Raw genomic sequence first — 25,609 nt, forward strand, 5'->3', positions numbered from 1 at the left:
GTCGCTGCTTAAGCGCGGCGACGCAGGCGAGCCAAGCCCAGCAGGCCAACGCCCATCAGCAACATGGTGCCTGGTTCCGGCACGTTGCGGGTGAAGCCGCTGTCGCCGTCAACCTTGAACATGATGTCGCTGCGTGGGCCGCCCAGCACTGGAAGCACGGTAGCGAACGGGTCACCGTTATTGCTCGACGTATTGCGGTGGAAGCCGGCGGTCGCTGCGGAACCGGCCGGGTAGTTCAGGCTCGATTCGAAATCGACGCCGAAGATCAGGCTCATCACGCCTTCGAAATAGTCAGGGTTCACGAAGTCGCCTGGTTCCAGCATGCCGGCGTGCAGCTTGGCGGAGCCCTGGCCATTGTTCGGGCCAAACAGGGTGAACACGGACGAGTTGGAATCGATGGTCAGCAGCGCCACCATGATGCCGTCGTCAAAGCCTTGGCCAGTCACGGTGTTGGCATTGCGCGCGGTATCGAAATAGATCGCGACCTTGTTGGAACCCGGCGCACCGCCCAGGCCGAAGGTTGCGGTTGGGCCGAAGGTGCCGGTCACCACTTCAGTCATTTTTGCAGCGATGGTGAATTCGAAATCGCCGGTCGCGATGCCGTTTGCTTCACCGTCGAGGCGGCCGCCCAGGTTCGGGGTACCGGTGCCGCCATTCTTGCCGACCAGGGTCGACTGGTAGAGGAAATCGAAGCTCTGGCCGACGGTCAGCGGGGTGCCGAACGGGCCGATGCCGCGCGCCAGGCCACTGCCGTTGGAGGACCAGTCGAGGCGGTCAACGTTGGAAGCCAGCGTATTGCCCACGCCGTCTTTGATGTTGAACGGGGTGAGCACGTCAGCCTGGGCGGCACCAGCAGCGAACAGCATGCTTGCTACAGTAGCGAGCGGGAGCAGTTTGCGGAAAATCTTCATTGTTATGACTCCTGAGTTAAAGAGGGCTGTCTTGACCTTTTGCTGCTCTCCGGCCTCGCAGCGGGCACGTACTCATATGAGCAATAGTTGTGCCAACTTCCCCGTTCCCTTAGAAATCAATAGTTTAAGGTCTTACTGTTAGTACCACATTGATATTAACTTATGCCGATGTAAGGATTTTCGACAGTAACTTGCTAAAGGATTCCGACGCCCGATAGCTGTCGAATATGGCCTTCAGCCTGCGCGCCGCCGTCGTGGCGGCCGGCGTGCCCAGCAAGCCTTGTACGGCATGGCGCAAGGCCGCCTCATCGAAGCGGTCGGCACGCAGCAGTGCGCCGGCGCCAGCGGCGACGATGCCCTGCATATTGAGGAACTGGTCGAGGTTGCCGGCGATGCCGACCACCGGCACGCCGGCCGCCAGCGCCTGGTGGCTGGTCGGGCTGCCGCCGTTGCAGATCACCAGGGCGGCGCGGCGCGCCGCTTCTTCTCCCGGCAGGAAGTCGGCCACGCGGGCATTGCCAGGCACGGCATCGAGCTTGACCAGGCCAACGGTGGCTGCCAGCACCGTCACCGGCAAGTCCGCCAGCGCCCGCAGCACGGCAGGCAGCAAGGCACCATGGCCGGAGCTGCCCACGGTCACATACACCAGCGGACGCTCGGCCGGCAACTGGTGCCACCAGTCCGGCACTGGCAGCGGCGGCGACCACAGCACGGGCCCGATGAAGGCATGCTCGGGCGGCAGGTTGTGCGGCGGGAACAGGTCCGGCACGTCGGCATACAGGGTGTAGTCGGCATCGGTGTAGACCCGGTTCAGATCCCAGCCCAGCGACGCCAGGCCATAGCGGCGCCGCACCTTGTTCAAGGGCATGGTGTGCAGCGCGAAGGCCAGCGGACGCACCAGCTTGAACAGGGCGTTGGCCAACGGAATCGGCAGGAGGCGCGTGAGCGGCAGGCTGGGCACAATGTACTGCTGGCTCACATAGGGGCTCCAGTAGGCATTGATCAGCGAAATATAGGGCACCCCGGCCAGGCGCGCGCTGATCGACAGCGACAGGCGGAAATCACCCACCACGACATCGGGCTGCACCTGGCGCAGCAGCTGCAAGTCTTCTTCCACGTAGCCGGCCAGGGTGGCCGCGTCGTACACCGGCTTGCCGTCCGCCAGGGCTTGCAGGAATTTCTGGTTTGAAATGCTGTGCATCGGCCAGCGCACCAGGTCCTCGCCTTCGAAGCAAAAGCCGTAACGGTCGGCACAAGCGAAGTGCACTTCATACTGCTGGCGGTCGAGGGTGGCGGACAGGGCCAGCGGGCGGCCCACATGCGCCAGTGTCACGGCTTCGGCAACGAACAGGATTTTCTTGCGTGTCATCGCGGGACGCCGGCTTACTTCATGAGTTCAGCCAGGGGCTTGCGCAGCGAGCGCGCCTTGGCCCCCTTGCCGGCCCCGAGCCGGCCCATGAACATGGCCGTGGCGGGGTCGTTGCCAATCACGCCGGTCAGCTGGCCATACAGCCTGCGCGCCGATTCCTGCAACTTGTCGAGGCGGCTGAAGCGCACGGCATTGCGCACATAGCGGCCAAAGATCAGCGGCGTCATCTCGGGCTGCATGTGCAGGCCCAGCGCAGTCAGCGTCAGCCAGAAGCGCTGGGTGGCGCGGCCGGCGGCCACATAGTCGTCGATGCCGGCCGGCGCGCTCCTGGCGCGGATCACGAAATGGGCGGCGCAGGCCATGCCGGGCAACAAGTCCATCTGCAGGCGTGGCGCCCAGGTGCCCATCAGGGTATTCATGGTGTTGACCCGCTCCCAGCTCACCATCGCCCATTTCATCAGGGCCAGCGTGCCATTGTCGACGCCGAGCGCCTGGTCCGGCACCTTGTCCGGGCTGTGGCTCTTGCCCCAGTCGATGATGCTGCGGTGAACTTCATACGCTTCCGGCATGGTCAGGCGCAGCTTGGCGTTGTTGAACATCAGCCGCGCGGCAGACCAGCGGCCGCCGAAACCTTCGATCCACTGCACCTGGTGCGAGGGGCCGACCGCCGCTTCCAGCGCCTGCTTTTCCTGCGCCGTCAGGGGCCGCGTGCTAAGCGGGCGGCGCTGCACGCTGCGCGTGGTGATCACCGGCAGCAGCGGGCTTGGCGTGATAGACGCGTCCGGCGTGAAGCGCACGTCGAACACCGGATGGGTGTCCGGGCTGTCGCCGCGGCGCAAGGCATCGGCGCGCAAGCCGTGGGCACTGGCGGCAATGGCCATGGTTTCCAGCATGGCGCCGACGGCCACCTGGCTCGGGTGCCCGTCCAGGTCGTACACCACGTGGTCGCGCGTGTCGTAGCAATGCACGGCCACATGGTCGGGCGCCAGGATTTCGAAGCGCCACACCTGCGTGTTATCGCCGCTGGGCGCCCAGCGCGCCAGGTCGAGGATCTGTTCGATGGTGTTCATGTTTGGGCCATTTTCGCGAAGGCGCGCTTGCCGATCATGATCGCCAGGCGCTGGATCGGGTTGTTGTTGCCGCCGGGGCGCCAGGTGCGCACCAGCTTGTTGCGGTAGGCATCGAACTGCATGCCGTAAGGCGCGGCCAGCACGCCGCCGCGCCCTAGCAGGATTTTCAGTGCCTCGGTGGCCGCGATGCCGGCGCACAGCTGGCAAGCCATGATGGTCGACGGCCCGCGCCGTTCGGCGAAATTGACGGCCGACGGCACCACCAGGTAGGGACGGTGCAGGCCGGCCGGCGCCAGCCCGACCACGAAGCGGATCGCCTTGTCGCCTTCCGGCAAATCGCCCCAGCCGAAATATTCTTCGAACGTCATGCGGCCCGGCAGGAAGTTCAGCAGCGCCGCGCCCATGCCCAGCGGCGCCACCGTGGTGGCCGGGATGCCGCGCGCGGCGCACAGGGCAAAGGTCTGCTGGCGGATATCGAAGGCGAAGAAATCCAGGCTGTCGATGTAGATGTCGACGCCCTCGAAAAACTCCTCGAGGTTGCCGGCATTGATCCCGTCCGGGAAAGTCTTGATTTCGAGTTCGGGGTTGACGTCGCGCGCCATGCGCGCCATCACGTCGATTTTCGGCAAGCCGCGCGTCGATTGCATGGCGCCGACCTGGCGGTTGAAGTTGGGCAGGTCGAATTTGTCGAAATCGGCGATGTGGAAGGAGCCAACCCCGAGGCGCACCAGGGTCATCAGGTGCACCCCGCCCACCCCGCCGGCGCCGGCAATAGCGACGCGCTTGCCGCGCAGGCTGGCCTGTTCGGCCTCGGTGACCCAGCCGATATTGCGGGCGAAAGCTTTGCTGTAGATGAATTCGTCGCTCATCGCTCAGCTGCCGTTCAGGACTTTCAGCAGGGCAATGGCGTCGTCCAGGTGCGGGAACGGTGTGCCGCCCGAGACCAGCCTTTCCAGCTCGACCCTGGCAGCTTTCTTGTCGCCGGCTTGGTTGAGGGCGACGGCCAGGTGGTAGCGCAGCGTGGCATTCGATGGCTGCAGCGAGGAAGCGCGCTTCAGCAGCGGCACCGCGCGCGCGGTGTCGCCCTTGCCGGCCAGCAGCCAGCCGGTCGTATCCAGGATAGCGGGGCTGTCGGGCGCCGCCTTCAAGGCTTTTTCAGCCGTCGCCAGCGCGCGCGGATCCTTCTGCTCGCTGTACGCCCAGGCCAGGTTGTTGAGTACCACCGGGCTGTCCGGCGCGGCCTTGAGCACTTGCTCCAGGTCGGCCGCGGCCGCCTTGAATTCCTTGCGCGACAAGTTCAGCTCGGCCACGTACATGGTGGCGGCCAGGTCGCCCGGCTGCTCCTTGCGGTATTGCGCCAGGCGCTGGTCGGCATCGCGCGGCAAGCCGGCCGCCAGCAGGGTGCGGTGGATGGCCAGCACGATGCGGCCATCCTTCTCGTAGCCATAGGCTTTCTCGTACAGCGCCACGGCTTCCTTGTACTTCTGCTGGCGCACCAGCAAGTCGCCTTCCATCACATAGCCGGCCGATTGCTGGCCATCTTCCTTCTGCATCTGGCGCGCGATCGCCAGCACCTCGGCCGGGCGGTTTTGCTGTTGCGCGATTTCCGCCAGGGCCATGCGCGCCGGGCGGTATTTCGGATCGATTGCCAGCGCTTTTTTCAGGTCGGCGCTGGCGGCCGGCGCGTTCTTCAGCATCAGGTGGGCGGCGGCCGTGCCGAACCAGGCCGGGGCGGACTTGGGATCTTGCTGCACCATCTTGCCAAAGCTCTCCAGGGCGCCGGCGCCGTCGTTATTGGCAAGCTGCACCTGCCCCAGCAGTTCGGACAGGGCCGGGTTACCGGCATCGTTCACCTGCAACTGGCGCGCCAGGGTGGTGGCCTTGGCGTTCTGGCCGGACTTCAGGTAGGCCCGTGCCAGGCGCATGCCAAGTTCGGCCGATTTCGGCTTTTCCGCCACCGCCTGCTCCAGCCAGCGCACTGCCGGTTCCGGCTGGCCCTGCAGCACGGCGATATCGGCCAGCGCCGTCATGGCGCCGACGTGGTGCGGGTCATGCTGCAGCACGGTCTCGAAGCGCTTGCGGGCGGCGTCGGTCTTGTGTTCCTGCAGGTCGAGCTGGGCCAGGTTGAGCATGGCCGCCATATGGGTCGGCTGCAGCGCCACCGCTTTTTCAAAGGCGGCGCGGGCTGCCGGCACATTCTTTTGCGCCAGGTAGATGCTGCCTTCCATATTGCGCACCACGGCATTGTCCTGCTGCACGGCCTGGTAAGCCTTGACGGCGGCCAGCGCCTTGTCATAGCGGCCCAGGCTGATTTCGGAGCGGATCAGGTACAGCGCTGCCTGCTCCGACTTGGGATCGAGCGCGGTGGCGCGCCCCAGTTGCTCGACGGCCTGCGCCACCTGGCCCTGGCCGAGCTGGGCCAGCCCCAGCGAGGTATGCAAGGTGGCCTCGTTCGGCATGATGGCAGCGGCTTTTTCAAAGTACTGCTGGGCCGCCTTGTAGTCCTTGTTGCGCAAGTTCGATTCGCCGGCCAGCACCAGCAGCTGGGCATCCTGCGCACCACTGCGCAGCAGCGGGCCCAGCACGGCGGCAGCTTCGGCCGGCTGGCTGGTCTTGAGCAGGGCTTGCGCCAGCAGCTTGCGAGCATACATGCTGTCCGGGTTGCGTTCCAGGTAAGCGTTGAGGAAACCCTGGGCGGCGGTGGCGTTGTCCAACTTGAGTTCGTTGGCGCCGGCCAGCAGTACCGTCGGCATGTGGTTGGGAACGATTTTCAGCAGCTTGAGCAGCTGGCCCTGCGCATCGGTAAATTTGCCTTGCGTATGGTCGAGCAGTGCTTGCAGGTAAATGGCGTAAGGGCTGTTCGGCGTGACCTTGTCGAGCGCGGCAATATCGGCCTTGGCGGCGTCATATTTCTTCAGTTCGATTTCCAGGTCGGCGCGTTCGACGCGCGCGCTCAGGTGGTCGGGCTGCAGGGCCAGCGCCAGTCCCAGCGCATCCAGCGCCGCTTCGTGCTTGCCCTGGTTGCGCAGCACGGAACCCTTGAAGCGGAACACGGAAGGATCTTTCGGATTAGCTTGCACGGCTTGCTCGGCCAGCTTCAGGGCCAGTTCCCCATCCTTGGCCATCCAGGCCATATTGCCCTGGCCCAGCAACGCTGCCGCGAAGCCCGGCTGCGCCACCAGCGCCTGGGCATAGCCTTCCCTGGCCTTGGCACTGTCGCCGACGGCCAGCCAGGCATCGGCGCGCGCCGCCAGCAGGGCCGGACCGGCATGGGCCGCATCGGCGGCGCTTTCGTCGAGCGCGGCTTGCGCCTTGTCTTGCGCCACCAGCGCACGCACCAGTTGCGGCATGGCCTTGGCGCGGTCGTAGTTCAGGCTGAGGGCCTTGCGGATTTCCTTTTCCGCCGTGGCCGGGTCGTTGTAGTCGTTGTAGACGCGCGCCAGCTGATAGCGGATTTCGGCATCGTCCGGGCTCTTGGCCGCCGCGTTGCGCATCTGGATCAGGGCGGCCCTGGTTTCGCCCTTTTGCAAGTGCTGCTGCGCTTCCGCCATCAGCGTGGCGCTGGTTTCAGACTTGAGGCAGCCGGACAGGCCGGCAGCCAGCATCAGGCTGCCGAAGATGGCGAGGGCGCGCTGCACCCCCCGGTTCTGGCGACGTGGCATGGAAACCCCTGCGTGGTTATCAGGATATTGACAATACCACAATAATTGTCAATCGACTATCAAATCTCAATAGACTATTGGATGTTCTTCAGGCGCTGCACAATGCCGCATTCTTCACGCGGCGAATAGAACATCGGATAGAAGGAGCGCGCCGCCATCGCCATTTCCACGCCCTGGCCGCCGTATTTTTCAATCTGCTCGCTGACATAGGCCAGCTCGACCACCAGCAGGTAGGCCGGGGCGTCGACGCGCGGATTGGTCTTCAGTTCGCCCAGCCGCTTGAAGCCCAGCATGGCTTCATAGAAGCGGCGGTGGCGCGGGTTGATTTCGATAAAGATGTGGGTGCAGTGGTGCAGATCGCGCGCATAAATCACCGACAGGTGGAACAGCGAGGCCATCTGCGACTTGCTGCCGCCATTGTCGAAGGCCAGCTTGGTAATTTCGCACACGCGGGCGCCCGGAATCATGCGCACCGAATCGACTTCTTCCTTGAAGATTTCATCGGCCATGATGCCGATTGGCGAATCCAGCCCCAGGGTCAGGGTGCCGACCACCTCGCCCTTGTCGCTGGCGGTGAGCGTGATCCGGTTCGGATCATCGGTGAGTTTGTGGGTCCCGGCATAGCCTCGCCAGGAGTACATTTTGTTGATTAGCAGGCTAGCCTTGCTGCGGCCTTCGACCGTATCGATCATGCGAATACCAAACGATTTTTCGTCGGTGACCAGGTCTTCCATATTTTCCGGAAGCAAGTCCTCGAGCGTGGCGCGCGCATGGGAATTGGCTGGTGCCTGCCGGACGGGCTCGGCTTCCAGCACTGGGACTGTTCCATTCATGGCTCTATCCTCCTTTGGTACCCGCCGGCCTCAGGGCCAGCCACTACCAATGAGCACTGCGAGCGGCGCGGACGCCGTGCTCAACGGCAAAATATAGTTGATTACACTTGCGGAGGCGCGCACGATTGATGCCGGGACGAAAATGTAGCGGGTTGCAAGCGAGTTATGTAAAAATTACTAACTTTCTACATGTTGGCATGGCAGCGCCCGCTACACAATACCCATGAAGTAAATGTTGTGAAAAAGACTCTATTGTTTTCAATCGCACAATAGACATAGAGGAGGGGTGCCCGCACGCTGCCTGCAAGCGTGCGGGTGGGACAGCGCAGAAGTTGTTACTTATTCAAATTGCTTTTGCAAGTTACGTGCTTCGTCGGTCTGGGCGAAGCGCGCATCGGCCATGGCGGCCTGCAATTCCTTGCGGGCGCCGGCCTTGTCGCCCTTCTTCCACAGCGCGGCTGCGTAGTGGCCGCGGATGTCGGCCGCCTTGGGCGCCAGGTCGCTGGCCTTCTTCAGGATCGGCAGGGCACGGTCCAGCTGGTTCTGCTCGGCCAGGATCCAGCCCAGGGTATCCATGATGGTCGGGTTATCGCCAGCCAGTTGCTGGGCTTTCTCGGCGGTAGGCAAGGCGCGCTTATCCTTTTCCTGCTGGTAAGACCAAGCCAGGTTGTTCAGGGCGAGCACGTTGTCCGGCAGCTTGGCCAGCACGCTTTCCAGCTGGCCGATGGCCGCCTTGTACTGCTTGGCCGCAATATTCTGCTCGGCAGCGTACATCAGCCCAAGCGGTTCGTCCGGGTGCGCCTTGCGCCAGGCAGCCACCTGGGCGTCAGCGTCGGCGGCACGGTTGGAAGCGCGCAGCGCCGCCGTCAGCTTGAGCAGCAATTCCGGCCGCGCCGCCAGCGTGAAGGCTTGCTGGTAAGGCGCCACCGCCTGCGCCGGCTTGCCCGCTTGCATCTGCAAATCGCCTTCCAGCAGGAAGCCGCTGGGCAGCTTGACCTGGTTTTTTTGCAGGTTGCGCGCGATGGCCAGCGCCTCGTCCGGCTTGCCCTGCATCATGGCCAGGTCGGCCTGCATCATATAAGCCGGCACCGAATTCGGGTCCAGGCTGAGCGCCTTCTTCACGCTGGCCTGGGCGCCCGGCAAGTCTTTTTTCTGTACCTGGACGCTGGCCAGGTACAGCTGGGCCTGCGGTGCCCGCGGCGCGGCGCCGGCCAGCTTGCTATAGGTTTCGTAGGCGCCCTCGATGTCGCCGGACATCTGCTGCGAACGGCCCATGAGTTCCAGCACGATCGGCTCAGCCGGGTGCGCCACCAGCACCTTGCGCAGGTGTTGCACCGCCTTGGCCGGCTGGCGCGTCTGCAGGTAGTAGCCGCCCAGGCGCACCGCCGGCGCCAGCGCTTGGGCATCGATATTCGCGGCTTTTTCCAGCCACTGGGCCGCTTCGTCGCGCTTCTTGTCGCGTTCGGCCATTTGCGCCAGCGCTGTCATGGCGCCGATATTGTCCTTGTCCCTTTCCAGCAGTTTCAGCAAGTGCTGGCGTGCCGCCTCAGGCTTTTTCTCCATCATTTCGAGCTGGGCAATGGTGACCACCGCCGCATAGCTGGTCGGCGCCAGCTCCACTGCCTTGCTGAAGGCGGCGCGGGCGCCAGCCTTGTCCTGCTTGGCCAGCAGCACGTGGCCGCGCAGGATATGCAGCTCGGTTTCCTTGCCATGCTTGGCGTCCTGCTTGGCCAGCACGGCCAGGGCCTGGTCGTAATTGCCCATGGCCAGGTGGGTGCGCGCCAGCGCGGTGGCCGCCGGCAGCGAGTCCGGTTCCAGCTCCAGCGCCTTGTTCAGCATGGCCAGGCCTTTGTCGCGCTCACCCATCGAGAGGCGGGCGCCGCCCAGCGCCACATAGCTGGCAGCGCGTTTCGGATTCAGCGCGATGGCTTGCTCCAGCAGCGAGGCCGCCTTGGCCGGTTCGCGCAACAGCATATTGCCCTGGGCCGCCAGCTCCAGCAGGCTGCCGTCCGTCACCTTGTCCTTCAGGGTAGGCTCCAGCACTTTCAGTGCCTCGGCCGGGTTGTTTTCGCGCAGCAGGGTTGCCGCCAGCATTTTGCGGGCAAAGGTATTGTCCGACTGCATGTCGAGGTAGGTGCGCAGCTTGGCTTCCGCCTGCTTCAGCGTACCGAGCTGGAAGTCGACCGCACCCGACAGCAGCATGGTCGGCGGATGGTTGGGCGCGCCTTTGGCAATCGCTTGCAGGTTGTCGCGCGCCGCCGTGTAATTGCCGCGCGAATAATCGAGCAAGGCCTGGGTGTACAGCGTGGTCAGGCTGCGCGGCGCCGTCTTCTTGGCCGCGTTGATGGCGGCCTGGGCCGAGTCGAGCTTGCCGGACACGATGTCGAGGTAGGCTTGCTCCAGGTTGGCGCTGCTATTGGTCGGGTCCAGCTTGAGCACTTCGGCAAAGGCGGCGCGCGCTTCTTCCGGCTTGGCCTGGGCCCGCAGCAGCTCGCCCTTGAAGGTCAGCGCATTGATATTGCTGGCATCCTTGGCAATCGCTTGCTCGGTCAGCGCGCGCGCACCCTCCAGGTCGTTGCCGATGGCGGCCAGGCGCGCCATGCCGGTCAGCGCATCGGCGCTGTTCGGCTCGGCTTCCAGTGCCGACTGGAATTGCTTTTTCGCCTCATCGAGCTTGCGCAAGCCGATCAGGGCTTCGCCACGCAAGGCCAGCATGGCCGGACTTTGCTGGAATTTTTCCGTTTCATCGAGCATCTTCTGCATCTCGCCCAGGCGCAGCAGCGCTTCGGCCAGCAGCAGTTCACTCTCTGGCGGCTTGTATTTCAATTCGAGGGCACGGCGCGCTTCCTTTTCCGCCGATACCGGGTCGCCCATTTGCAGCGACAGCTTGCCGAGCTGGTAGCGCGCCTCGCCGTTGTTGGGGTCCTTGGCCAGTGCATTCTTGAGCTGGATCTGGGCGCCTTTGCGGTCGCCTTTTTGCTGCAGCTGCCTGGCGTCGGCCAGCAGGCTTTCCGGGGTGTCCGATTTGCAGCCAGCCAGCAATGCGCTGGCGGCCAGGGTGGCGGCGACGGCCAGCCGGGTTACGCGATGTGCCATGTTGTCCCTCAGTTTGGTTATCTTTTGTTATACGTTGCGGTGCGCGCGGAACCACTGTTCCAGCATCATCAGCACCCACACCATGGTGCCGTGATAGCCGGCATGCTCTTTCAAATGGGTACCGACCAGTTGTTCGATGAACTCGCCGCGCACCACCTTGCGCGCCTTGAGGTCGCTCAGGCTGTCCGCGGCCAGTTGCTGCAAGGCCTGGTGCTGCTGCAGCCAGACCCCGAACGGCAAGCCGAACCCATGCTTCTGTTTGGTGATAATGGCATCGGGCAAGAAGCCGCGCAATGCCTCCTTGAAGAACCAGCGCAACTGGGTGCCATTCAGCTTCTGCTGCGGGGTCAGGCCGGCTGAAAAAGCCACCACCGCATCGTGCAGGAAGGGGAAGGCCGCTTCCACGCCGGCCAGCTCGCAGGCCTTCATCACTTTCGGCAAGTCGTTGTCGGCCAGGGTGATCTGCAAGTCCAGCGCCAGCATGCGGTTGATCAGGGAACGCGCTTCGCTGCGGCCGTAGTTGCGCTCCAGCGTGGCGATCGGGTTGCCGATGTCGGCCGCCGCCAGGAAATCGTCGGTGAACACTTGCTGCGGGCCATAGCGGCCCAGCAGGTTGTAGGTTTCCAGCCGCGCCGGCATGCCGACCGAGGCCTGCTCGATATAGCTGCGCGCCTTGCGCAGCAGGCGCACCCGCTCGCCGCCGGGGAAATTGAACACGGCCGGTTCCAGCAGGGCCTTGCGCACCAGGCGCGGTACCCGCTCGTACAACTCGAACACATGCTGCTTGGCATAGCGTTCGTTGCCGCCGAACAGCTCGTCGCCGCCATCGCCGCCGAACATGCGCTGCACGCCGTCGGCTTTTGCCATGCGCGCGCAGTAGAAGGCCGGCACCGCCGAAGCATTGCCGAAGGGCTGGTCGAACACCGCCGCCACTTGCGGGATCGCGTTCGCCACGTCGTCCGGCGTCACATAGTATTCATGGTGCCTGGTGCCGAAATGGCGCGAGGCGATGCGGGCATACTCCATTTCATCGTAGCCCTGCGCTTCGAAACCGATCGAATAGGTGTCGGCCGCCACGCCGCCAACCTGGGTCAGCATGCCGGCAATGGTGGAACTGTCGGTGCCGCCGGACAGGAAGGCGCCCACCTTGCGGTCGCCCACCGCGTCCTTGACGCTGTGGCGCAGCACGGACAGGAAGTCTTCCTTCAGCTCGCCGAACGAGCGCTTGCCGTTTTCCTCGAACTGCATGCGCCAGTAGGCACGCTCTTCGACCCGGCCCTGGCGGTAGTGCAGGTAGTGGCCGGGCAGCAGGCGCTGCTGGCCCTGGTACACCGTGCTGGGCGACGGCACCATGTGGAAGTAGACGTAGTTGTACAGGCCCTGGTGGTCCAGCACGCCGGGCGTCAGCGGGTGGCGCACCAGGGCGTCGGCCGAACTGGCGAACACCAGGGTTTCGCCGGCCAGTTGCCAGTTCAGCGGCTGGATGCCCATGCGGTCGGTGGCCAGCAAGGCTTCGCCGCTGCGTTCATCGAGGATGGCCAGCGTGAAGCAGCCATGGATTTGCGCGCAAGTGCGCTGCGCCCCCTGCGGCCACAGCGTGGCCACCGTGGCGGCCATGCCCTGGCCGGCGGCTTGCGCCGCCAGCGCCGGGTCGTCGAAGCGCGGCTGGCCCCACAGCGCGACCAGCAAGCCATCGCGCTGGTACACGTCGGCGCTGCCGGCCTGCGCTGCCACGGCCACGCCGCTGCGCTGGCCGGACCGGGCCAGCACCACGCCCTGGTCAAAGCGGGACAGCGGCGCGGCCATCTGCTCCAGCAATTCCGGCGCACCGGCCAACCCAATCCATCCACAAATCCCGCTCATAGCTTCCCTTCCGCTTACACGAACACTTCGACTGCGGCCGGATGGCTGAGGAAAGCCGCCGGACTGGCCGTGGCGCCATAGGCGCCGGATTGCAATACCACCACCAGGTCGCCGGCCTGCGCCTGGCCCAGTTCCATCTGGTCCGCCAGCAGGTCGAGCGGGGTGCACAGGGGACCGACCACCGAGGCCAGCTCGCGCGGGCCGCCGGCCACGCGGGTGCCGCTCACCACCGGGTAATTCTTGCGGATCACCTGGCCGAAATTGCCGGAAGCCGACAGGTGGTGGTGCAAGCCGCCATCGGTCACCAGGAACACCTGGCCGCGCGACTCCTTGCGGTCCACCACGCGGCACACATAGGCGCCCGCTTCGCCGACCAGGTAGCGGCCCAGTTCGATCACCACGTCGGCGCCCTGCAGGCGCGGCCGCACTTCATCCATGATGCGCGCCAGATTCTCGCCCACGGCCGCCAGGTCGAGCCGTTCTTCGCCCGGGAAGTAAGGGATGCCGAAGCCGCCGCCGATGTTCAGGATGCGCGGCGCACGCGGCGCCGCTGCGGCCAGGCGCAGCGCCAGCGCAAAGGTCTTTTCATGCGCGTCCTGCAGCGCGGCCGCCTTCAGGTTTTGCGAACCGCTGAAGATGTGGAAGCCGTGGAAATCGAGCCCGAGCCCGCCGATCCGCGCCAGCATGGCCGGCACCCGCTCGGCATCGACGCCGAACTGCTTGGGGCCGCCGCCCATCTTCATGCCGGACGATTTCAGTTCGAAGTCCGGATTCACCCGCACATTCACTTTCGGCACGATGCCCAGGCGCTGGCCAACCACGGCGGCGCGCTCCATTTCGCCTTCCGATTCCAGGTTCAGCACAATGCCGGCGGCAATTGCGCAGGACAATTCGGCCGTGCCCTTGCCGGGGCCGGCAAAGCTGATCTTGGCCGGGTCCATCACGGTATCGAGCGCCACCCGCAGCTCGCCGCCGGAAGCGACGTCGATGCCGTCGACCAGGGTGGCCATATGCTGCACCACGGCCGGCATCGGGTTGGCCTTCATGGCGTAATGCAGGTGCACGTCTTGCGGCAACGCCGCCCGCAGCTCGGCCACGCGCTGCGTCATGGCGGCGCGCGAGTAAGCGTAAAACGGGGTCTGGCCGACGCGGGCCGCCAGGCGCGGCAGCGGGATGCCGCCGATTAGCAGGCAGTCGTCCTCGACCGCGAACTGCAGCAGCGGCGCGTGTTGCGGGCGGCGTGGTGCCTCCATGCTCATGCGCCCTCCCCAAACACGTTTTCATACTGGGCCGACAGCAGCTTGCGGTCGATCTTGCCGTTCGGGTTGCGCGGCAGGCTGGCTGCGACGATCACCACTTTCTGCGGCAGCATATAGGCCGGCAGGTGCGGCTTCAGCGCGGCCAGCAGGTCGGAGGCGGTCAGCGCCACGCCTTCACGCGGCAGGGCCACCACCACGATCGCCTGGCCCAGGGATGGGTGCTTGACGCCCAGTGCAGCCGCTTCGGCCACCTGGTCGCGCGCATACACCACTTCCTCGACTTCGGTGGGCGACACGCGGTAGCCGGAAGTCTTGATCATTTCATCGTTGCGGCTGATGAAGTAGAGGAAGCCGTCCTCGTCCTTGCGTACCGTATCGCCCGACCACACGGCCAGCTCGATGATCGGCAGGCCGTAATGGCGCGGCGCGATCGGCTTGAATCGTTCGGCGGTCTTGGCCGGGTCGTTCCAGTAGCCCAGCGACACCAGGGCGCCGCGGTGCACCAGTTCGCCCGGCTCGCCCGGCGCGCACTCGGAACCGTCCGGGCGCAGCACGGCCACTTCCGCGTTCGGGATCGCCTTGCCCATCGAATCGGGGCGGCGCTCCAGTTCTTCCGGCGGCAAATATGTCGAGCGGAAAGCCTCGGTCAGGCCGTACATCAGGAAGGGCCTGGCGTTCGGCAGCGCGGCGCGCAGGGCATCGAGGGTCGGGCGCTGCATGGCGCCGCCCGAATTGGTCAGGTAGCGCAGCGTGCAGTCGGCCGGCCAGGGCAGCGGTGCCAGCTGGATCCACAGCGGCGGCACGGCAGCCAGGCCGGTAATCTTTTCCGCCACCACGGCGTTCAGCACGTCACGCGGCAGCAGGTGGTTGATCAGCACGGCAGTGGCGCCGGCGTGGAAGGCGGTGGTGAGCTGGCTCAGGCCATAGTCAAAACTGAGCGGCAGTACCGCCAGCAAGCGGTCGGTCGCGGTATTTTCCAGGTAGCTGGCGACGCTTTTCGCGCCGGCAACCAAGTTGCGGTGCGACAACACCACGCCTTTCGGCTTGCCGGTGCTGCCCGAGGTGTACAGGATGGCGGCCAGGTCACCGTCGATCACGCGGTGCGGCGGCGGGGCATGCTGGCCGCTGGCGAGGGCGGCATCCCAGCCCAGCACTTCCACGCCCGGCACGGCGGCCGGGACGCCGGCGCCGACGGCGATCACCAGCTTGAGGTCGCGGCAATGGGCCAGCGCGTCGCCCAGCAGGCGCAGGCGGTCGACCGAAGTCACCAGCACGCGCACATTGCAGTCGGCCAGGATATAAGCCACCTGCTCCGGCTTCAGCAGCGGATTGACGGGCACGAAGGCGCCGCCGGCGGCTGCGGCGCCAAACATGGCAGCCACGTTCTCGACATTCTTTTCCATGTAGACGGCGACCCGCTCGCCCATGCCCAGCCCGTGCGCCAGCAAGGCATCGCGCGTGCTGCGCAGCAGGCCGGCCAGTTCGCCGTAAACGAGGCGGCGGGCGCCGTAGACCAGCGCCTCAGCCTGCGGGCTGCGTGTTGCGCTGTGGAAAATGAACTCGTGTACCAGGTCGCTCATGCGGCGGCCCTCCTGAAATCTGGATCAAATGACAATTGTATGTGCAACTCATTGCTCCGGCAACGCTCGGCGCCAGCCGGTATGCCGCGGCGGGTGGGCGCGCTCACGCTGGCGCAGCCGGCGCGTGGCGCGGCCTATGGTTTCATGCAAGGCCCCGGCCAGGCCGGCCAGGGTGCGTGGCTGATACGCCACAATGCCCCAGCGTTCGCGCCGCTCGCTCATCCAGAGTTGCTTGTAAGGATCGTCGCCCTGCAGGTAATCGACTTCCTGCACCTGCTCGACTTCCATCACATGCTGCATCAGGTGGGCGCTCAGCAGGGTGCCCGGGGCATACGGCTTGGCTGACTCATCATAGGCCAGCTTGTAGATCATGGCCTTGCCATTGCGCACAATCCAGAACTGCGCGGCAACCGCCTTGCCGTCCAGCCAGGCCAGGCCCAGGCGCAAGCTGCCCTGGGCGGCGCACAGGCGCATCAGGCCGGGCAGGAAGGCCGGGTAGGGTTCCGGCACTTTCCAGCTATGGGCATACACGGCCTCATAGGCAGCGATGGCTTCCGGCAGGCGGGCGCCGCCGGTGACGATTTCCAGCGTTCCGCCGGCTTGCGAGAATTTGCGGCCCATGCGCTTCAGGGTGCTGCGCACGGCGCCGGGGCGCGCCGCCAGGTAGGCCGGCCAGTTGCTGTCGGTGGTCAGGAACCAGTTACCGAACGAGAAATACTCGAAGGGCAGCCAGCCCAGCTTGCGCAGCGCATCGAGCAGCACCTGGTAGGCATGGCTGGACGGGTCCATCGGCTTCATGGTCAGGTGGCTGGCGCCGGGGAAATCGCGCTGCACGGCGGCCAGCAGCACCAGCAGATCGGCCGCCTTCAGGCAGGGATTGAAGGCCGGCTGGTAGAGCGAGGTGTAGAAGTTGCTCAACGCATGCAGCTGCCAGCCGCCGCTGTGCTGGACCGCATGCAGCGGCAGCACCGCCTGCACCAGGCCGTCGCGCCGCAGCACGTAGAAGCGCACCACGTCGTCGCAGTCCATCACGGTTTCGATCAGGTTGCGGTACCAGTCGCAGCCGGCATCGCTGCTGCCCTGCCCGGCCTGCTCGATGCAGGCGCGCGCATCGTCCGGCAGCGCCTCGACGCTGCCGATCGCATCCACCGTGTAGCGCCCGTTGGCCAGGGCCTGGCGCTGGCGTTGCTGGCCGCCCAGTACCTGGCGCAGCTTGGCCAGCGCTTCCACCGCGCTGTAGCGGTACAGGGTGTCGTGCTGGATCCAGCGCTGGGCGGTGCCCCATTCCAGCAGGTTCTGGTCGGCATCGGTGTAGAACTCGATCACCTGGCCGGCAAACTGGCTGAAGGCGCGCCGCAGCAAGTCGTGCAGCAGCAGCCGGCCCGGCGCATAGCGCGCGAACTCGGCATCGTAGGCCGTCTTCATCATGACCAGCATGCTGCCGCGCGCCAGCACCAGGCGGGAAGCGACCAGCCGCTCGCCGAACCACAGTTCGTACACCCGCCCATGACCTTGCTGCGCCGCTTCGACCAGCACGTTCTGGTAGAACGGGAGCTGGCCGCCGTGGCTGATGGCAGTGCCTTCGCGTCCTTTCCAGCTGGCGCCTTCCAGCGCGGCGTAACGCGCCACCGCCTCGCCCACTTCGGCCGGGTCGCTCACTTCGGTGTAGCGCGGCGCCAGGCCGTCGGTGACGGCACGCTTCTGGTAGCGCCGCATATTCGATTGCAGGCTGCGCGAGCGCGCCGACCAGTAATCCTCGAAGCTGCCTTGCAAGGTGACCTGCATGGTCAGGGCGTGGTTGCTGTGGAGCTGGAGCGGCCGCGTAACCGCATTCACGCCGCCCACCAGCGGATCGTTGCACAGCAGGTCGAGCTGCACGGCGCCAGCCGGCAGGCTGCGGCACAAGCCTTCGAGCTGGGCGCGCTCGGCCACCAGGGTGGGTCCGAGCTGCAACTGCGGCGGCAGGAAGCTGGCCCAGCGCATCCGGCTGTGCGGGCGCAGGATGCACATGCCCTGCAACTGGCCGTGCTGCTCAAGCCAGAACAGGTGCTCGTCGCCGCGCCCGAAATGCTGCAGCAGGGCATCGACGAAGCGGCTGTCCAGCAGGGGGTGGTTGCCGCCAATGCGCTGGTTCAGTGCATCCCAGCGTTCGGCATGGCTGCCCAAGCCGCCTCGCAGCGGCGCCGATTGCCAGCGCGTCATGCGAGCACCCTCCGCAGCTGGCTGCCCATCCATTCAAGCTGGTCCGCCTCCAGGCCCTGGTGGCAGGGCAGGTGCAACAGGTTCAGGCGATAGCGCCCCGATACCTCGCAATCGCTGCTGGCCAGTTCGTCCCAGCGCCAGATCGGCAGGCCGGCGTGTTTCAGCGCCGCGAAGCGGCTGTCGTCCTGCAACAGCAGCGGGAACATATAGGGCGCACAGCCGTCCGGCAGGCTGGACCACAGCGGGCGCGCCAGGGCCAGGCCGGCCACCTGGGCTGCCCAGGTGGCGTAATGCTGGCGGCGCTGCCCGGCCAGCCGCTCGAGCCGGCTATGCCGCATGATCCAGCGCGAACCGGCCAGGCCGCTGCTGGCCGCCAGTGCCGCCTGGAACTGGTGCGAGGGCGCGCTTTCGCGGCTGCGCACATCGGCGCCGCAGGGACGCTGTGCGGCTGCCGGCGCCGGGTGGCGCGCCGGGCGCCCGCGGCGCCAGGCATCGCGCCAGCCGCGCACTTCCTGCAGCCAGCCGCGCGGCGCCAGCGCTTGCGGCGGCGCGCCCCACAGCATGCCGCCGTCGGCACAGCCAAAGAATTTCGAGGGACTGGCCACCACGTAGTGGCCGCCGCCGGGCTGGCACAGCGGAGCGCGCTGCAGCGCCACCTGCCAGGCATGGGCACAATCTTCGACCAGGGCCACGCCATGGCGGCGGCACAGCTCCTGCACTGCCGCCACCGTGGCTGCGGCCTGCGGCACGCCGAAGTAATGGGTCAGCAGCAGCGCGGCCACGCCGCCCCCGGCCAGGCGCGCTGCCAGCGCGCCGAGCTCAGGGCTGAGGTCATCTTGCAGGGGATACAAGCCGATCGCGCCGCCCAGCGCCAGCGCCGGGTCGAGCATGGTACGGCAATGGTAAGCCGGCGCCAGCAAGGCGCCGCGCGCGCCGACGCCGGCCGCTGCGTAAGCTGCCGCCAGGGCATAGCGCCCGCGCACGAAATGCTGGCCATGCGCCGGCCAGGCAGGCCCGGCCAGCAGGCGCAAATCGCCCAGGCGAAGACCAGGCAGCACCGGCACGACCGGTGCCGGGAAATGGCAGGCAGTCGGGTCGAAACGCAAGAACTCCAGCATTGGGGGGCCCACCGGGCTAGTTGAATCAGCTAAGCTTACCACTCGGCCTTCTTCCTCAGCAAAGAATAGTATTGGCACGTTATTTTATTCCAAAAACAACAATAAACATGCGAAATCGGCAATAATTTATTTTTTGCCCGGAATCGCACAGCGGCGCTTCCGGGGGCAGGTATACTGCGCACTGACCGCAATCCTGGAGCATCACATGTATTTGGAAGAAGTAAAAACCATCCTGATCGACGTCCTCGCACTGGGCCCGGCCGGCCAGTCGCTGGACCAACACTCCGCCCTGCTGGGCAGCCTGCCGGAACTCGATTCTATGGCCGTCGTGCAATTGATTGGCGCGCTGGAAGAACAGTTCGGCTTCAGCATCGACGACGACGAGATCAGCGCCACCACTTTTGCCACCCTCGGCAGCCTGGCCGCTTTCGTGCAGCACAAGCTGACGGCGTAAAGCAATGGCCACGGCGCCCCAAGCCTTGTTCCTGGCGCATGGCGCGGCAGCGCGCTTTGCGCTGTACCACGCGCCGGCGGCGCCGTGCCGCGGCGCCTGGCTCTACCTGCACCCGTGGGCCGAGGAAATGAACAAGGCGCGCCGCATGGCCGCCCTGCAGTCGCGCGCCCTGGCCGCCAAAGGCTGGGCCGTGCTGCAGCTCGATTTGCATGGCTGCGGCGACAGCGCCGGCGACTTTGGCGAGGCCGGCTGGGATAGCTGGCGCGCCGACGTCGCGCTCGGCCTGGACTGGCTGCAGGCCACCCTCGGCCAGCAGCTGCCGCAGGCGCCCGGCCTGTGGGGCCTGCGCCTGGGCGCCCTGCTGGCACTCGATTACGCCAGCCGTCCGGCGGGCCCGGCGCCGTCGCAACTGCTGCTGTGGCAACCGGTGCTGCAAGGCGCCAGTCACCTGACCCAGTTCCTGCGCCTGCGCGTGGCAGCCCAGATGCTGGGCGAGGGCAATGGAGAAGGCGGCACCGACGCCTTGCGCGCCACGCTGGCCGGCGGTAGCGCCGTGGAAGTGGCCGGCTACACCCTGGCCCCGGCCATGGCCGCTGCGCTTGACACCCTCGATGCCGGCCGCCTGCCGCCGCCCTGCCCCGTCAACTGGCTGGAAGTGGCTGCGGCAGAAGGCCGCCCGCTGTCGCCGGTTTCGCAACGCGTGCTGCAAGGCTGGCAGGCGGCCGGCGTCGATGGCCGCGCCCAGTCCGTCGCCGGCCCGCAATTCTGGGCCACCCAGGAAATCGCCGAAGCGCCCGCGCTGCTGGCAGCGACCTGTGCCATGCTGCGGGAGGCTTGCCATGCTTGACGAGCGCGCGCTGGCCTTCGACTGCGAAGGCGAGACCCTGGTCGGCATCCTCAGCCCCGCTGCAGCGCCGGCGCGGCGCGGCGTGCTGGTGATTGTCGGCGGCCCGCAATACCGCGCCGGCAGCCACCGCCAGTTTGCCCTGCTGGCGCGCCATCTGGCGGCGCAGGGCATCCCGGCGCTGCGCTTCGATTATCGCGGTCTGGGCGACAGCAGTGGCGCCGCCCGCACCTTCGAAGACGTGGCGGCCGATATCCGCAGCGCCATCGATGCTTTCCAGGCCGCCGTGCCCGGCTTGCAGGAAGTGGTGCTGTGGGGCCTGTGCGATGCCGCCGCGGCCGCCCTGTTCTACGGCCAGCGCGACCCGCGCGTCAGCGGCCTGGTGCTGCTCAATCCCTGGGCACGCAGCGCGGCCGGCCTGGCGCGCAGCACGCTCAAGCACTATTACTGGGCGCGCCTACGCGACCCGGCCCTGTGGCGCAAGCTGGCGCGCGGCCAGTTCGCGCTGGGCGCTTCGCTGCGCTCGCTGCTCGGGCTGGTCGGCGCGGCACGCCAGGAGGCGCCCGCCGCCGCCCCAGCCGCGACACTGCCTGCCTTGCCGCGCGATGGCAGCGCGCCCCCCCTGACACCCGACCTGCATGCACGCCTGCTGGCCGGCATGCAAGGTTTTACCGGCCGGGTCCTGTTCATCTTCAGTAGCGCCGACCTGACGGCGCAGGAGTTCCTCGACATGTGCAAGGCTTCGCCGAGCTGGCAACGCCTGCTGGCCAGACCGTCCGTGCAGCAGCTTACGCTGGACGGCGCCGACCATACTTTCTCGCGCCGCGCCTGGCGCGACCAGGTAGCCGACTGGACCGGCGCATGGGTGGCGGCATGGTAAAGCGCGTCCTGATGGTGGCCTTCCACTTCCCGCCGCTGCGCGGCAGCAGCGGCATCCAGCGCGCGCTGAAGTTCGTGCAATACCTGCCGGCACTGGGCTGGCAGCCGCTGCTGCTGTCGGCCCATCCGCGCGCCTACGTCAACCAGGGCCCGGACCAGCTGGCGGAAATCCCGCCGGAAGCCGTGGTCAAGCGCGCCTTTGCCCTCGACAGCGGGCGCCACCTGGCGTGGCGCGGGCGCTACCTGGGCTGCACGGCCTGGCCCGACCGCTTCGTGAGCTGGTGCCTGGGCGCCGTGCCGGCCGGCCTGTCGCTGCTGCGCAAGTACCGCCCGCAAGTCATCTGGAGCACCTATCCGATTGCCAGCGCGACCCTGATCGGCTATCTGCTGCACAAGCTGAGCGGCTTGCCCTGGGTGGTCGACTTCCGCGACCCGATGACCGACGAGTTTTACCCGCGCGACCCGAAGGTGCGTGCGATCCAGCGCTGGATCGAGCGCAAGGCGGTGCACAATGCGGCGCTGGTGGTGTGCACCACGCCGAGCGCGGTGGTGACCTACACCACGCGCTATCCGCAGCTGCCGCGCCAGCGCTTCACGGTACTGGAAAACGGCTATGACGAGGAAAACTTCCGCAGCGCCGGCGCGCTGGCCGTAACGCCTGCGGCCGGGCGCCCATTTACCCTGGTACACAGCGGCATCATCTATCCCTCCGAACGCGACCCGGTACCGCTGTTCCGCGCGCTGTCCGAACTCAAGGCAAGCGGCGCCGTCTCGGCCTCCCAGTTGCAGATCGTGCTGCGCGCCACGGCCCACGACGACTACGTTGGCCGCCTGCTGGCCGAACACGGCATTGCCGACCTGGTGAGCCTGGCGCCGCCGGTGCCCTACCACGCAGCGCTGGCGGAAATGCTGACGGTGGACGGCCTGCTGCTGCTGCAAGCCAGCAACTGCAACCACCAGATCCCGGCCAAGCTGTATGAATACCTGCGCGCACGGCGGCCGATCATGGCGCTGACCGATGCCGCCGGCGATACCGCCGCCACCTTGCGCGCCGCCGGGGTCGACACCATTGCGCCGCTGGACGACAGCGCCGGCATCAAGCAGGGCTTGCTGCACTTCCTGCAACTGGCGCGCGCCGGCCAGGCGCCGCTGCCGTCGCCCGCGGCAGTGGCCGCCGCCTCGCGCCAGGCCCGCACTGCCGAACTGGCACGCTTGCTCGATAGCGTGCTGCCTCAATCGCTCGCCTTGCCCGCCACGGCAAGCTCCACGGAGAAAGTATGAAGACTCGCATGCTGATGCTGGCCGCCGCCCTGTGCGCCAGCGCGATTCCCGCCAGCGCCCGCAACTATTGCGGCGGCCCGACCGGCCAGGAATGGGATTACCGCCTTGCCACGCCGCAGATGATGTCGGTGCTGGAGGGGCGCCACTTTACCGAAGACATCGAGATGGGCATCGCCGGCTACACCGGCAAGCAAGGCGATATCGGCGCCGAATACGACTATACGCTGACCAAGATGCCCAACCATCCGCGCGCCCTGAACTCGGTCGTGCGCCTGGCGCCGCGCTATTCGAGCGGCAAGATGCCGGGTTCGCGCATGCTGATCGAGTGCTATTTCGAGCGCGCCGTGCGCATCTTCCCGGACGACCCGACGACCTGGTTCGCGTATGCGCGCTACCAGTTCATGAAGGGCAAGGAGGCGCAAGCCCTGACCATGATGGAGAAGGCTTATGCGATGTCGCCGGAAGATGCGGCCATCAATTACAACATGGGCCTGGTTTATGCCAAGCAGAAGAAGTATGACGAGGCCCTGCCTTTCGCCCAGAAGGCCTATCAGCTCAAGTTCCCCCTGCCGGCGCTGAAGCAAATGCTGGTCAAGGCCGGCAAATGGGTTGAACCGCCGCCGCTGCCGGAAGAACCAGCCGAGCAGGCGGAAGCTGGCGCCTCCGCTTCCGCGGCGTCTGCGGCTTCCGCCGCTTCGCTCGCATCCGCCGCGCCGGCGGCCAAACCTGCCGATCCGGCCGCGTCAACCAAGCCATGATGCAACTGCTGCTGCGGCGCGGTGCAGCACTGGCCTTCTTTGGCCTGCTGCTGGCGGCGGCGAGCGTCTATCCGGCGCCCAAACTGCTGATGGCCGTGCTGCTGGGCGGCTACATGGCTTTGCTGCTGTGGCGGCCGCAAGCCTGGCTGGTGGCGGTGCCGGCCCTGCTGCCGGTACTGGATTTCGCGCCCTGGACCGGCTGGTTCTTCCTGGAAGAACTGGACCTGCTGCTGCTGGCCACCTGCGCCGCCGGCTACTGGGCCCTGGGGCGCACGCGGGCGCCCACCAAGCTGCCGGGCCTGGCGCGCCTGGCGCTGGGCTTGTTCGTGCTGTGCTATGCGATTGCCGCCTGGCGCGGCCTGGCGCCGCTGGCCCCGCTGGATGCCAATTCCTTCGCCAACTACACCAGTCCCTATAACGGCTTGCGCGTGCTGAAAGGCGTGTTGTGGCCCGTGCTGCTGCTGCCCCTGCTGCGCGGCACCGCCGGCGACAATGGCAGCAACCTGCAGCGCCTGCTGGTGCCCGGCATGATCCTGGGCCTGGCCGCCTGCAGCCTGGCCGCGGTGTGGGAACGCCTGGCCTTCCCCGGGCTGTTCAATTTCTCCAGCGATTACCGTCCCACCGCGCCGTTTTCCGCCATGCATACCGGTGGCGCTGCGCTGGATGCCTACCTGGCGATGTCCTTCCCCTTCGTCACGCTGTGGCTGGTCAACCATCCGCCGCCGCGCCGCCTGGCTTTGGGGCTGGCAGCGCTGGCCCTGGGACTGTTTGCCGGCCTGACGACGTTCTCGCGCGATATCTACCTGGCCTATGCCGCGGCGGGCGGCGTCATTGCCGTGCTGGGTTCGGCGCATCACCTGCGCAGCGGTACCCTGACCGGGCGCAGCATGGTGGCGTCGGCACTGATGCTGGTCCTGACCTACTGGGTGCTGAGCCAGGTGTTCGCCCTGGGCGGCTATCGCGGCCTGGGTGCCGCGCTTGGCATGCTGGCCACCGCGCTGCTGCTAGCAGGCGCCGCACCGCGCATGCCGCAACCGCTGGTTGCCGGCGGCTTGGCACTGCTGCTGCTGCTGCTGGTAGGCGCCATCGGCATGTTCGGTCCGGCAGGCGCCACCGACAAAGGCGCGTATGTCGCCTACGCCCTGCCGCTGCTGTGCGCCGTCGGCGGCACTGTCCTGCTGGCCGCGGGCCCGCAGGCGCAGCGGCCGTGGGGAGTACTGCTGCTGGCTGCCGCATTGCCGGCACAGGCAGTTGCGGCGGCCCTGGTGGCGCGCCATTACGGCGGCAACGATGCCTTGCCGGGGATCGCACTGGCCATCGCGCTGGCCCTGGCCATGGGCGCCAGCCGCCTGCTGCCGCAGCCGCCCTGGAAACTGGACCGCGGCACGCTGACCGTGAGCTTCTTCAGCGCCATCGTGTTTGCTGCCCTGATCCCGATTTCCGGCAGTTACTACACCGGCAGCCGCTTCGCCACCGTCGGCAACGACCTCAATGTGCGCCTGGCGCACTGGGGCGAAGCGCTCGGCATGATGGACGACGATGCCATGACCACCGCGTTTGGCCAGGGCCTGGGCCGCTACCCGCAGGCCTTCACCTGGCAGAACACCCACGGCGAAGTGCCCGGCACATTCAGTTATGCCGAAGAGCCGCGCAACCGTTTCCTGCACCTGGGCGCGGCCCAGTATGCGCAAGGCTTCGGCGAAGTGCTGCGCATGCTGCAGCACGTCGATGTGCAGCCGGGCAAGCGTTACCAGCTCAAGCTCGATATCCGCCGCAACAGCGCCGATGCCTCGCCGGTGGCGATGGTGTGCCTGCGCTGGCTGATTTATCCCATCGATTGCAGCGTCGCCAAGTTCGGCAAGGCGCCGCTGATTGAAGGCTGGCAAACCATTACCGGCGAACTGCCGGTACGCACTGCGCGCGCTGCCTGGGGGGCGCCGCTGGTACTGGAGTTGTACAACCGCTCGCACAAGGCGCCGCTGGAAGTCGACAATGTCAGCCTGGTGGAGCTGGATACCGGACGCGAATTGCTTCGCAATGGCAGCTTCACCGACGCCAACGATTTCTGGTTCTTCAGCAGCGACCGCAACCACATGCCCTGGCACGTGAAGAATTTCGCAGTCAACCAGTTGTTTGAACTGGGCTGGGCCGGGGTGTTCGCGACCGCCTTCCTGCTGCTGGCAGTCGGTGCGCGCCTGGTGTCGCGCGGCCTGGCCGGCGACAGCTATGCGGCGGTTTGCCTGGCCTCGCTGACCGGCTGCATGATGGTGGGCTTGTTCGACTCCATCACCGACGTGCCGCGCCTGTCGATCGTGTTCCTGCTGGTGGCCATGGCGGGCAGTTTGAAGGCGGCGCGCAAGCGCATCAGGGTCAAGCGGCAGCGCCCCGGCGCGGAACTCGATGCAGATGCCGCCAACCTTGCCTGACTCT

The 25,609-nt window shown here is 66.5% G+C and carries 18 protein-coding genes; 6 read left to right on the forward strand and 12 right to left on the reverse strand.

What is annotated here, in order from left to right; genetic code table 11:
- Positions 1-8 precede the first annotated feature (8 nt).
- From ASD58_RS30025 to ASD58_RS30080, 12 genes are all read right to left on the reverse strand, one after another.
- The gene (locus tag ASD58_RS30025; RefSeq protein WP_057266158.1) at positions 9-911 is read right to left on the reverse strand and encodes a PEP-CTERM sorting domain-containing protein; all 903 of its coding nucleotides are present in this window, start codon (positions 909-911) and stop codon (positions 9-11) included.
- 160 nt (positions 912-1,071) lie between these two features.
- A complete protein-coding gene (locus ASD58_RS30030) occupies positions 1,072-2,280 on the reverse strand; it encodes a glycosyltransferase (protein ID WP_057266160.1) in 1,209 nt (402 codons plus the stop codon).
- Positions 2,281-2,294: 14 nt separating this feature from the next.
- Positions 2,295-3,350, reverse strand: a complete 1,056-nt coding sequence (locus ASD58_RS30035) for a molybdopterin biosynthesis protein MoeY (protein ID WP_057266162.1) — start codon at positions 3,348-3,350, stop codon at positions 2,295-2,297.
- Positions 3,347-4,219 carry a ThiF family adenylyltransferase gene (locus tag ASD58_RS30040; RefSeq protein WP_057266164.1) on the reverse strand — a complete coding sequence of 291 codons (873 nt, stop codon included), beginning with the start codon at positions 4,217-4,219 and terminating at the stop codon, positions 3,347-3,349. Before ASD58_RS30040 ends, ASD58_RS30035 begins: the two co-directional genes overlap by 4 nt.
- A 3-nt stretch (positions 4,220-4,222) precedes the next feature.
- Positions 4,223-7,012, reverse strand: coding sequence for an XrtA/PEP-CTERM system TPR-repeat protein PrsT (gene prsT / locus ASD58_RS30045; RefSeq protein ID WP_082565790.1), 2,790 nt, complete (start codon positions 7,010-7,012; stop codon positions 4,223-4,225).
- Between the two features lie 74 nt (positions 7,013-7,086).
- Positions 7,087-7,845 carry an N-acetyltransferase gene (locus tag ASD58_RS30050; RefSeq protein WP_229210157.1) on the reverse strand — a complete coding sequence of 253 codons (759 nt, stop codon included), beginning with the start codon at positions 7,843-7,845 and terminating at the stop codon, positions 7,087-7,089.
- Positions 7,846-8,184: 339 nt separating this feature from the next.
- The gene (gene prsT, locus ASD58_RS30055) at positions 8,185-10,941 is read right to left on the reverse strand and encodes an XrtA/PEP-CTERM system TPR-repeat protein PrsT (RefSeq protein WP_057266169.1); all 2,757 of its coding nucleotides are present in this window, start codon (positions 10,939-10,941) and stop codon (positions 8,185-8,187) included.
- Between the two features lie 27 nt (positions 10,942-10,968).
- Positions 10,969-12,804, reverse strand: a complete 1,836-nt coding sequence (locus tag ASD58_RS30060) for an asparagine synthetase B (RefSeq protein ID WP_057266171.1) — start codon at positions 12,802-12,804, stop codon at positions 10,969-10,971.
- 14 nt (positions 12,805-12,818) lie between these two features.
- Positions 12,819-14,063 (reverse strand): pyridoxal-dependent decarboxylase, exosortase A system-associated, encoded by a 1,245-nt coding sequence (locus tag ASD58_RS30065; protein ID WP_200951754.1) that lies wholly within the window; start codon positions 14,061-14,063, stop codon positions 12,819-12,821.
- On the reverse strand, positions 14,060-15,643 hold the full coding sequence (locus ASD58_RS30070; protein ID WP_057266174.1) for an acyl-CoA ligase (AMP-forming), exosortase A system-associated: 1,584 nt from the start codon (positions 15,641-15,643) through the stop codon (positions 14,060-14,062). The genes ASD58_RS30065 and ASD58_RS30070 overlap by 4 nt, the downstream gene beginning before the upstream one ends.
- Positions 15,644-15,691: 48 nt before the next feature.
- On the reverse strand, positions 15,692-17,845 hold the full coding sequence (locus ASD58_RS30075) for a GNAT family N-acetyltransferase (protein WP_057266176.1): 2,154 nt from the start codon (positions 17,843-17,845) through the stop codon (positions 15,692-15,694).
- Positions 17,842-18,963 (reverse strand): DegT/DnrJ/EryC1/StrS family aminotransferase, encoded by a 1,122-nt coding sequence (locus tag ASD58_RS30080; protein ID WP_057266178.1) that lies wholly within the window; start codon positions 18,961-18,963, stop codon positions 17,842-17,844. The genes ASD58_RS30075 and ASD58_RS30080 overlap by 4 nt, the downstream gene beginning before the upstream one ends.
- A 205-nt stretch (positions 18,964-19,168) precedes the next feature.
- On the opposite strand from ASD58_RS30080, the gene ASD58_RS30085 reads away from it, so the two are divergent.
- From ASD58_RS30085 to ASD58_RS30110, 6 genes are read left to right on the forward strand one after another with little or no spacing between them, the layout of a single operon-like run.
- Positions 19,169-19,417: an acyl carrier protein gene (locus ASD58_RS30085; protein WP_057266180.1), complete on the forward strand. Its 249-nt coding sequence runs from the start codon at positions 19,169-19,171 to the stop codon at positions 19,415-19,417.
- 4 nt (positions 19,418-19,421) lie between these two features.
- Positions 19,422-20,264, forward strand: a complete 843-nt coding sequence (locus ASD58_RS30090) for a hydrolase 2, exosortase A system-associated (RefSeq protein ID WP_057266183.1) — start codon at positions 19,422-19,424, stop codon at positions 20,262-20,264.
- Positions 20,257-21,141 (forward strand): hydrolase 1, exosortase A system-associated, encoded by an 885-nt coding sequence (locus ASD58_RS30095; RefSeq protein WP_057266185.1) that lies wholly within the window; start codon positions 20,257-20,259, stop codon positions 21,139-21,141. The genes ASD58_RS30090 and ASD58_RS30095 overlap by 8 nt, the downstream gene beginning before the upstream one ends.
- Complete coding sequence (locus tag ASD58_RS30100) at positions 21,135-22,421, forward strand: glycosyltransferase (protein ID WP_057266292.1); 1,287 nt, start codon at positions 21,135-21,137, stop codon at positions 22,419-22,421. Before ASD58_RS30095 ends, ASD58_RS30100 begins: the two co-directional genes overlap by 7 nt.
- Positions 22,418-23,179: a tetratricopeptide repeat protein gene (locus tag ASD58_RS30105; RefSeq protein ID WP_057266187.1), complete on the forward strand. Its 762-nt coding sequence runs from the start codon at positions 22,418-22,420 to the stop codon at positions 23,177-23,179. The genes ASD58_RS30100 and ASD58_RS30105 overlap by 4 nt, the downstream gene beginning before the upstream one ends.
- Entirely contained in the window at positions 23,176-25,605 is a 2,430-nt protein-coding gene (locus ASD58_RS30110) for a hypothetical protein (RefSeq protein ID WP_057266189.1), read from the forward strand. Before ASD58_RS30105 ends, ASD58_RS30110 begins: the two co-directional genes overlap by 4 nt.
- Positions 25,606-25,609: the final 4 nt, after the last annotated feature.

Source organism: Duganella sp. Root1480D1 (assembly GCF_001427305.1).
Taxonomy (GTDB): domain Bacteria; phylum Pseudomonadota; class Gammaproteobacteria; order Burkholderiales; family Burkholderiaceae_D; genus Rugamonas.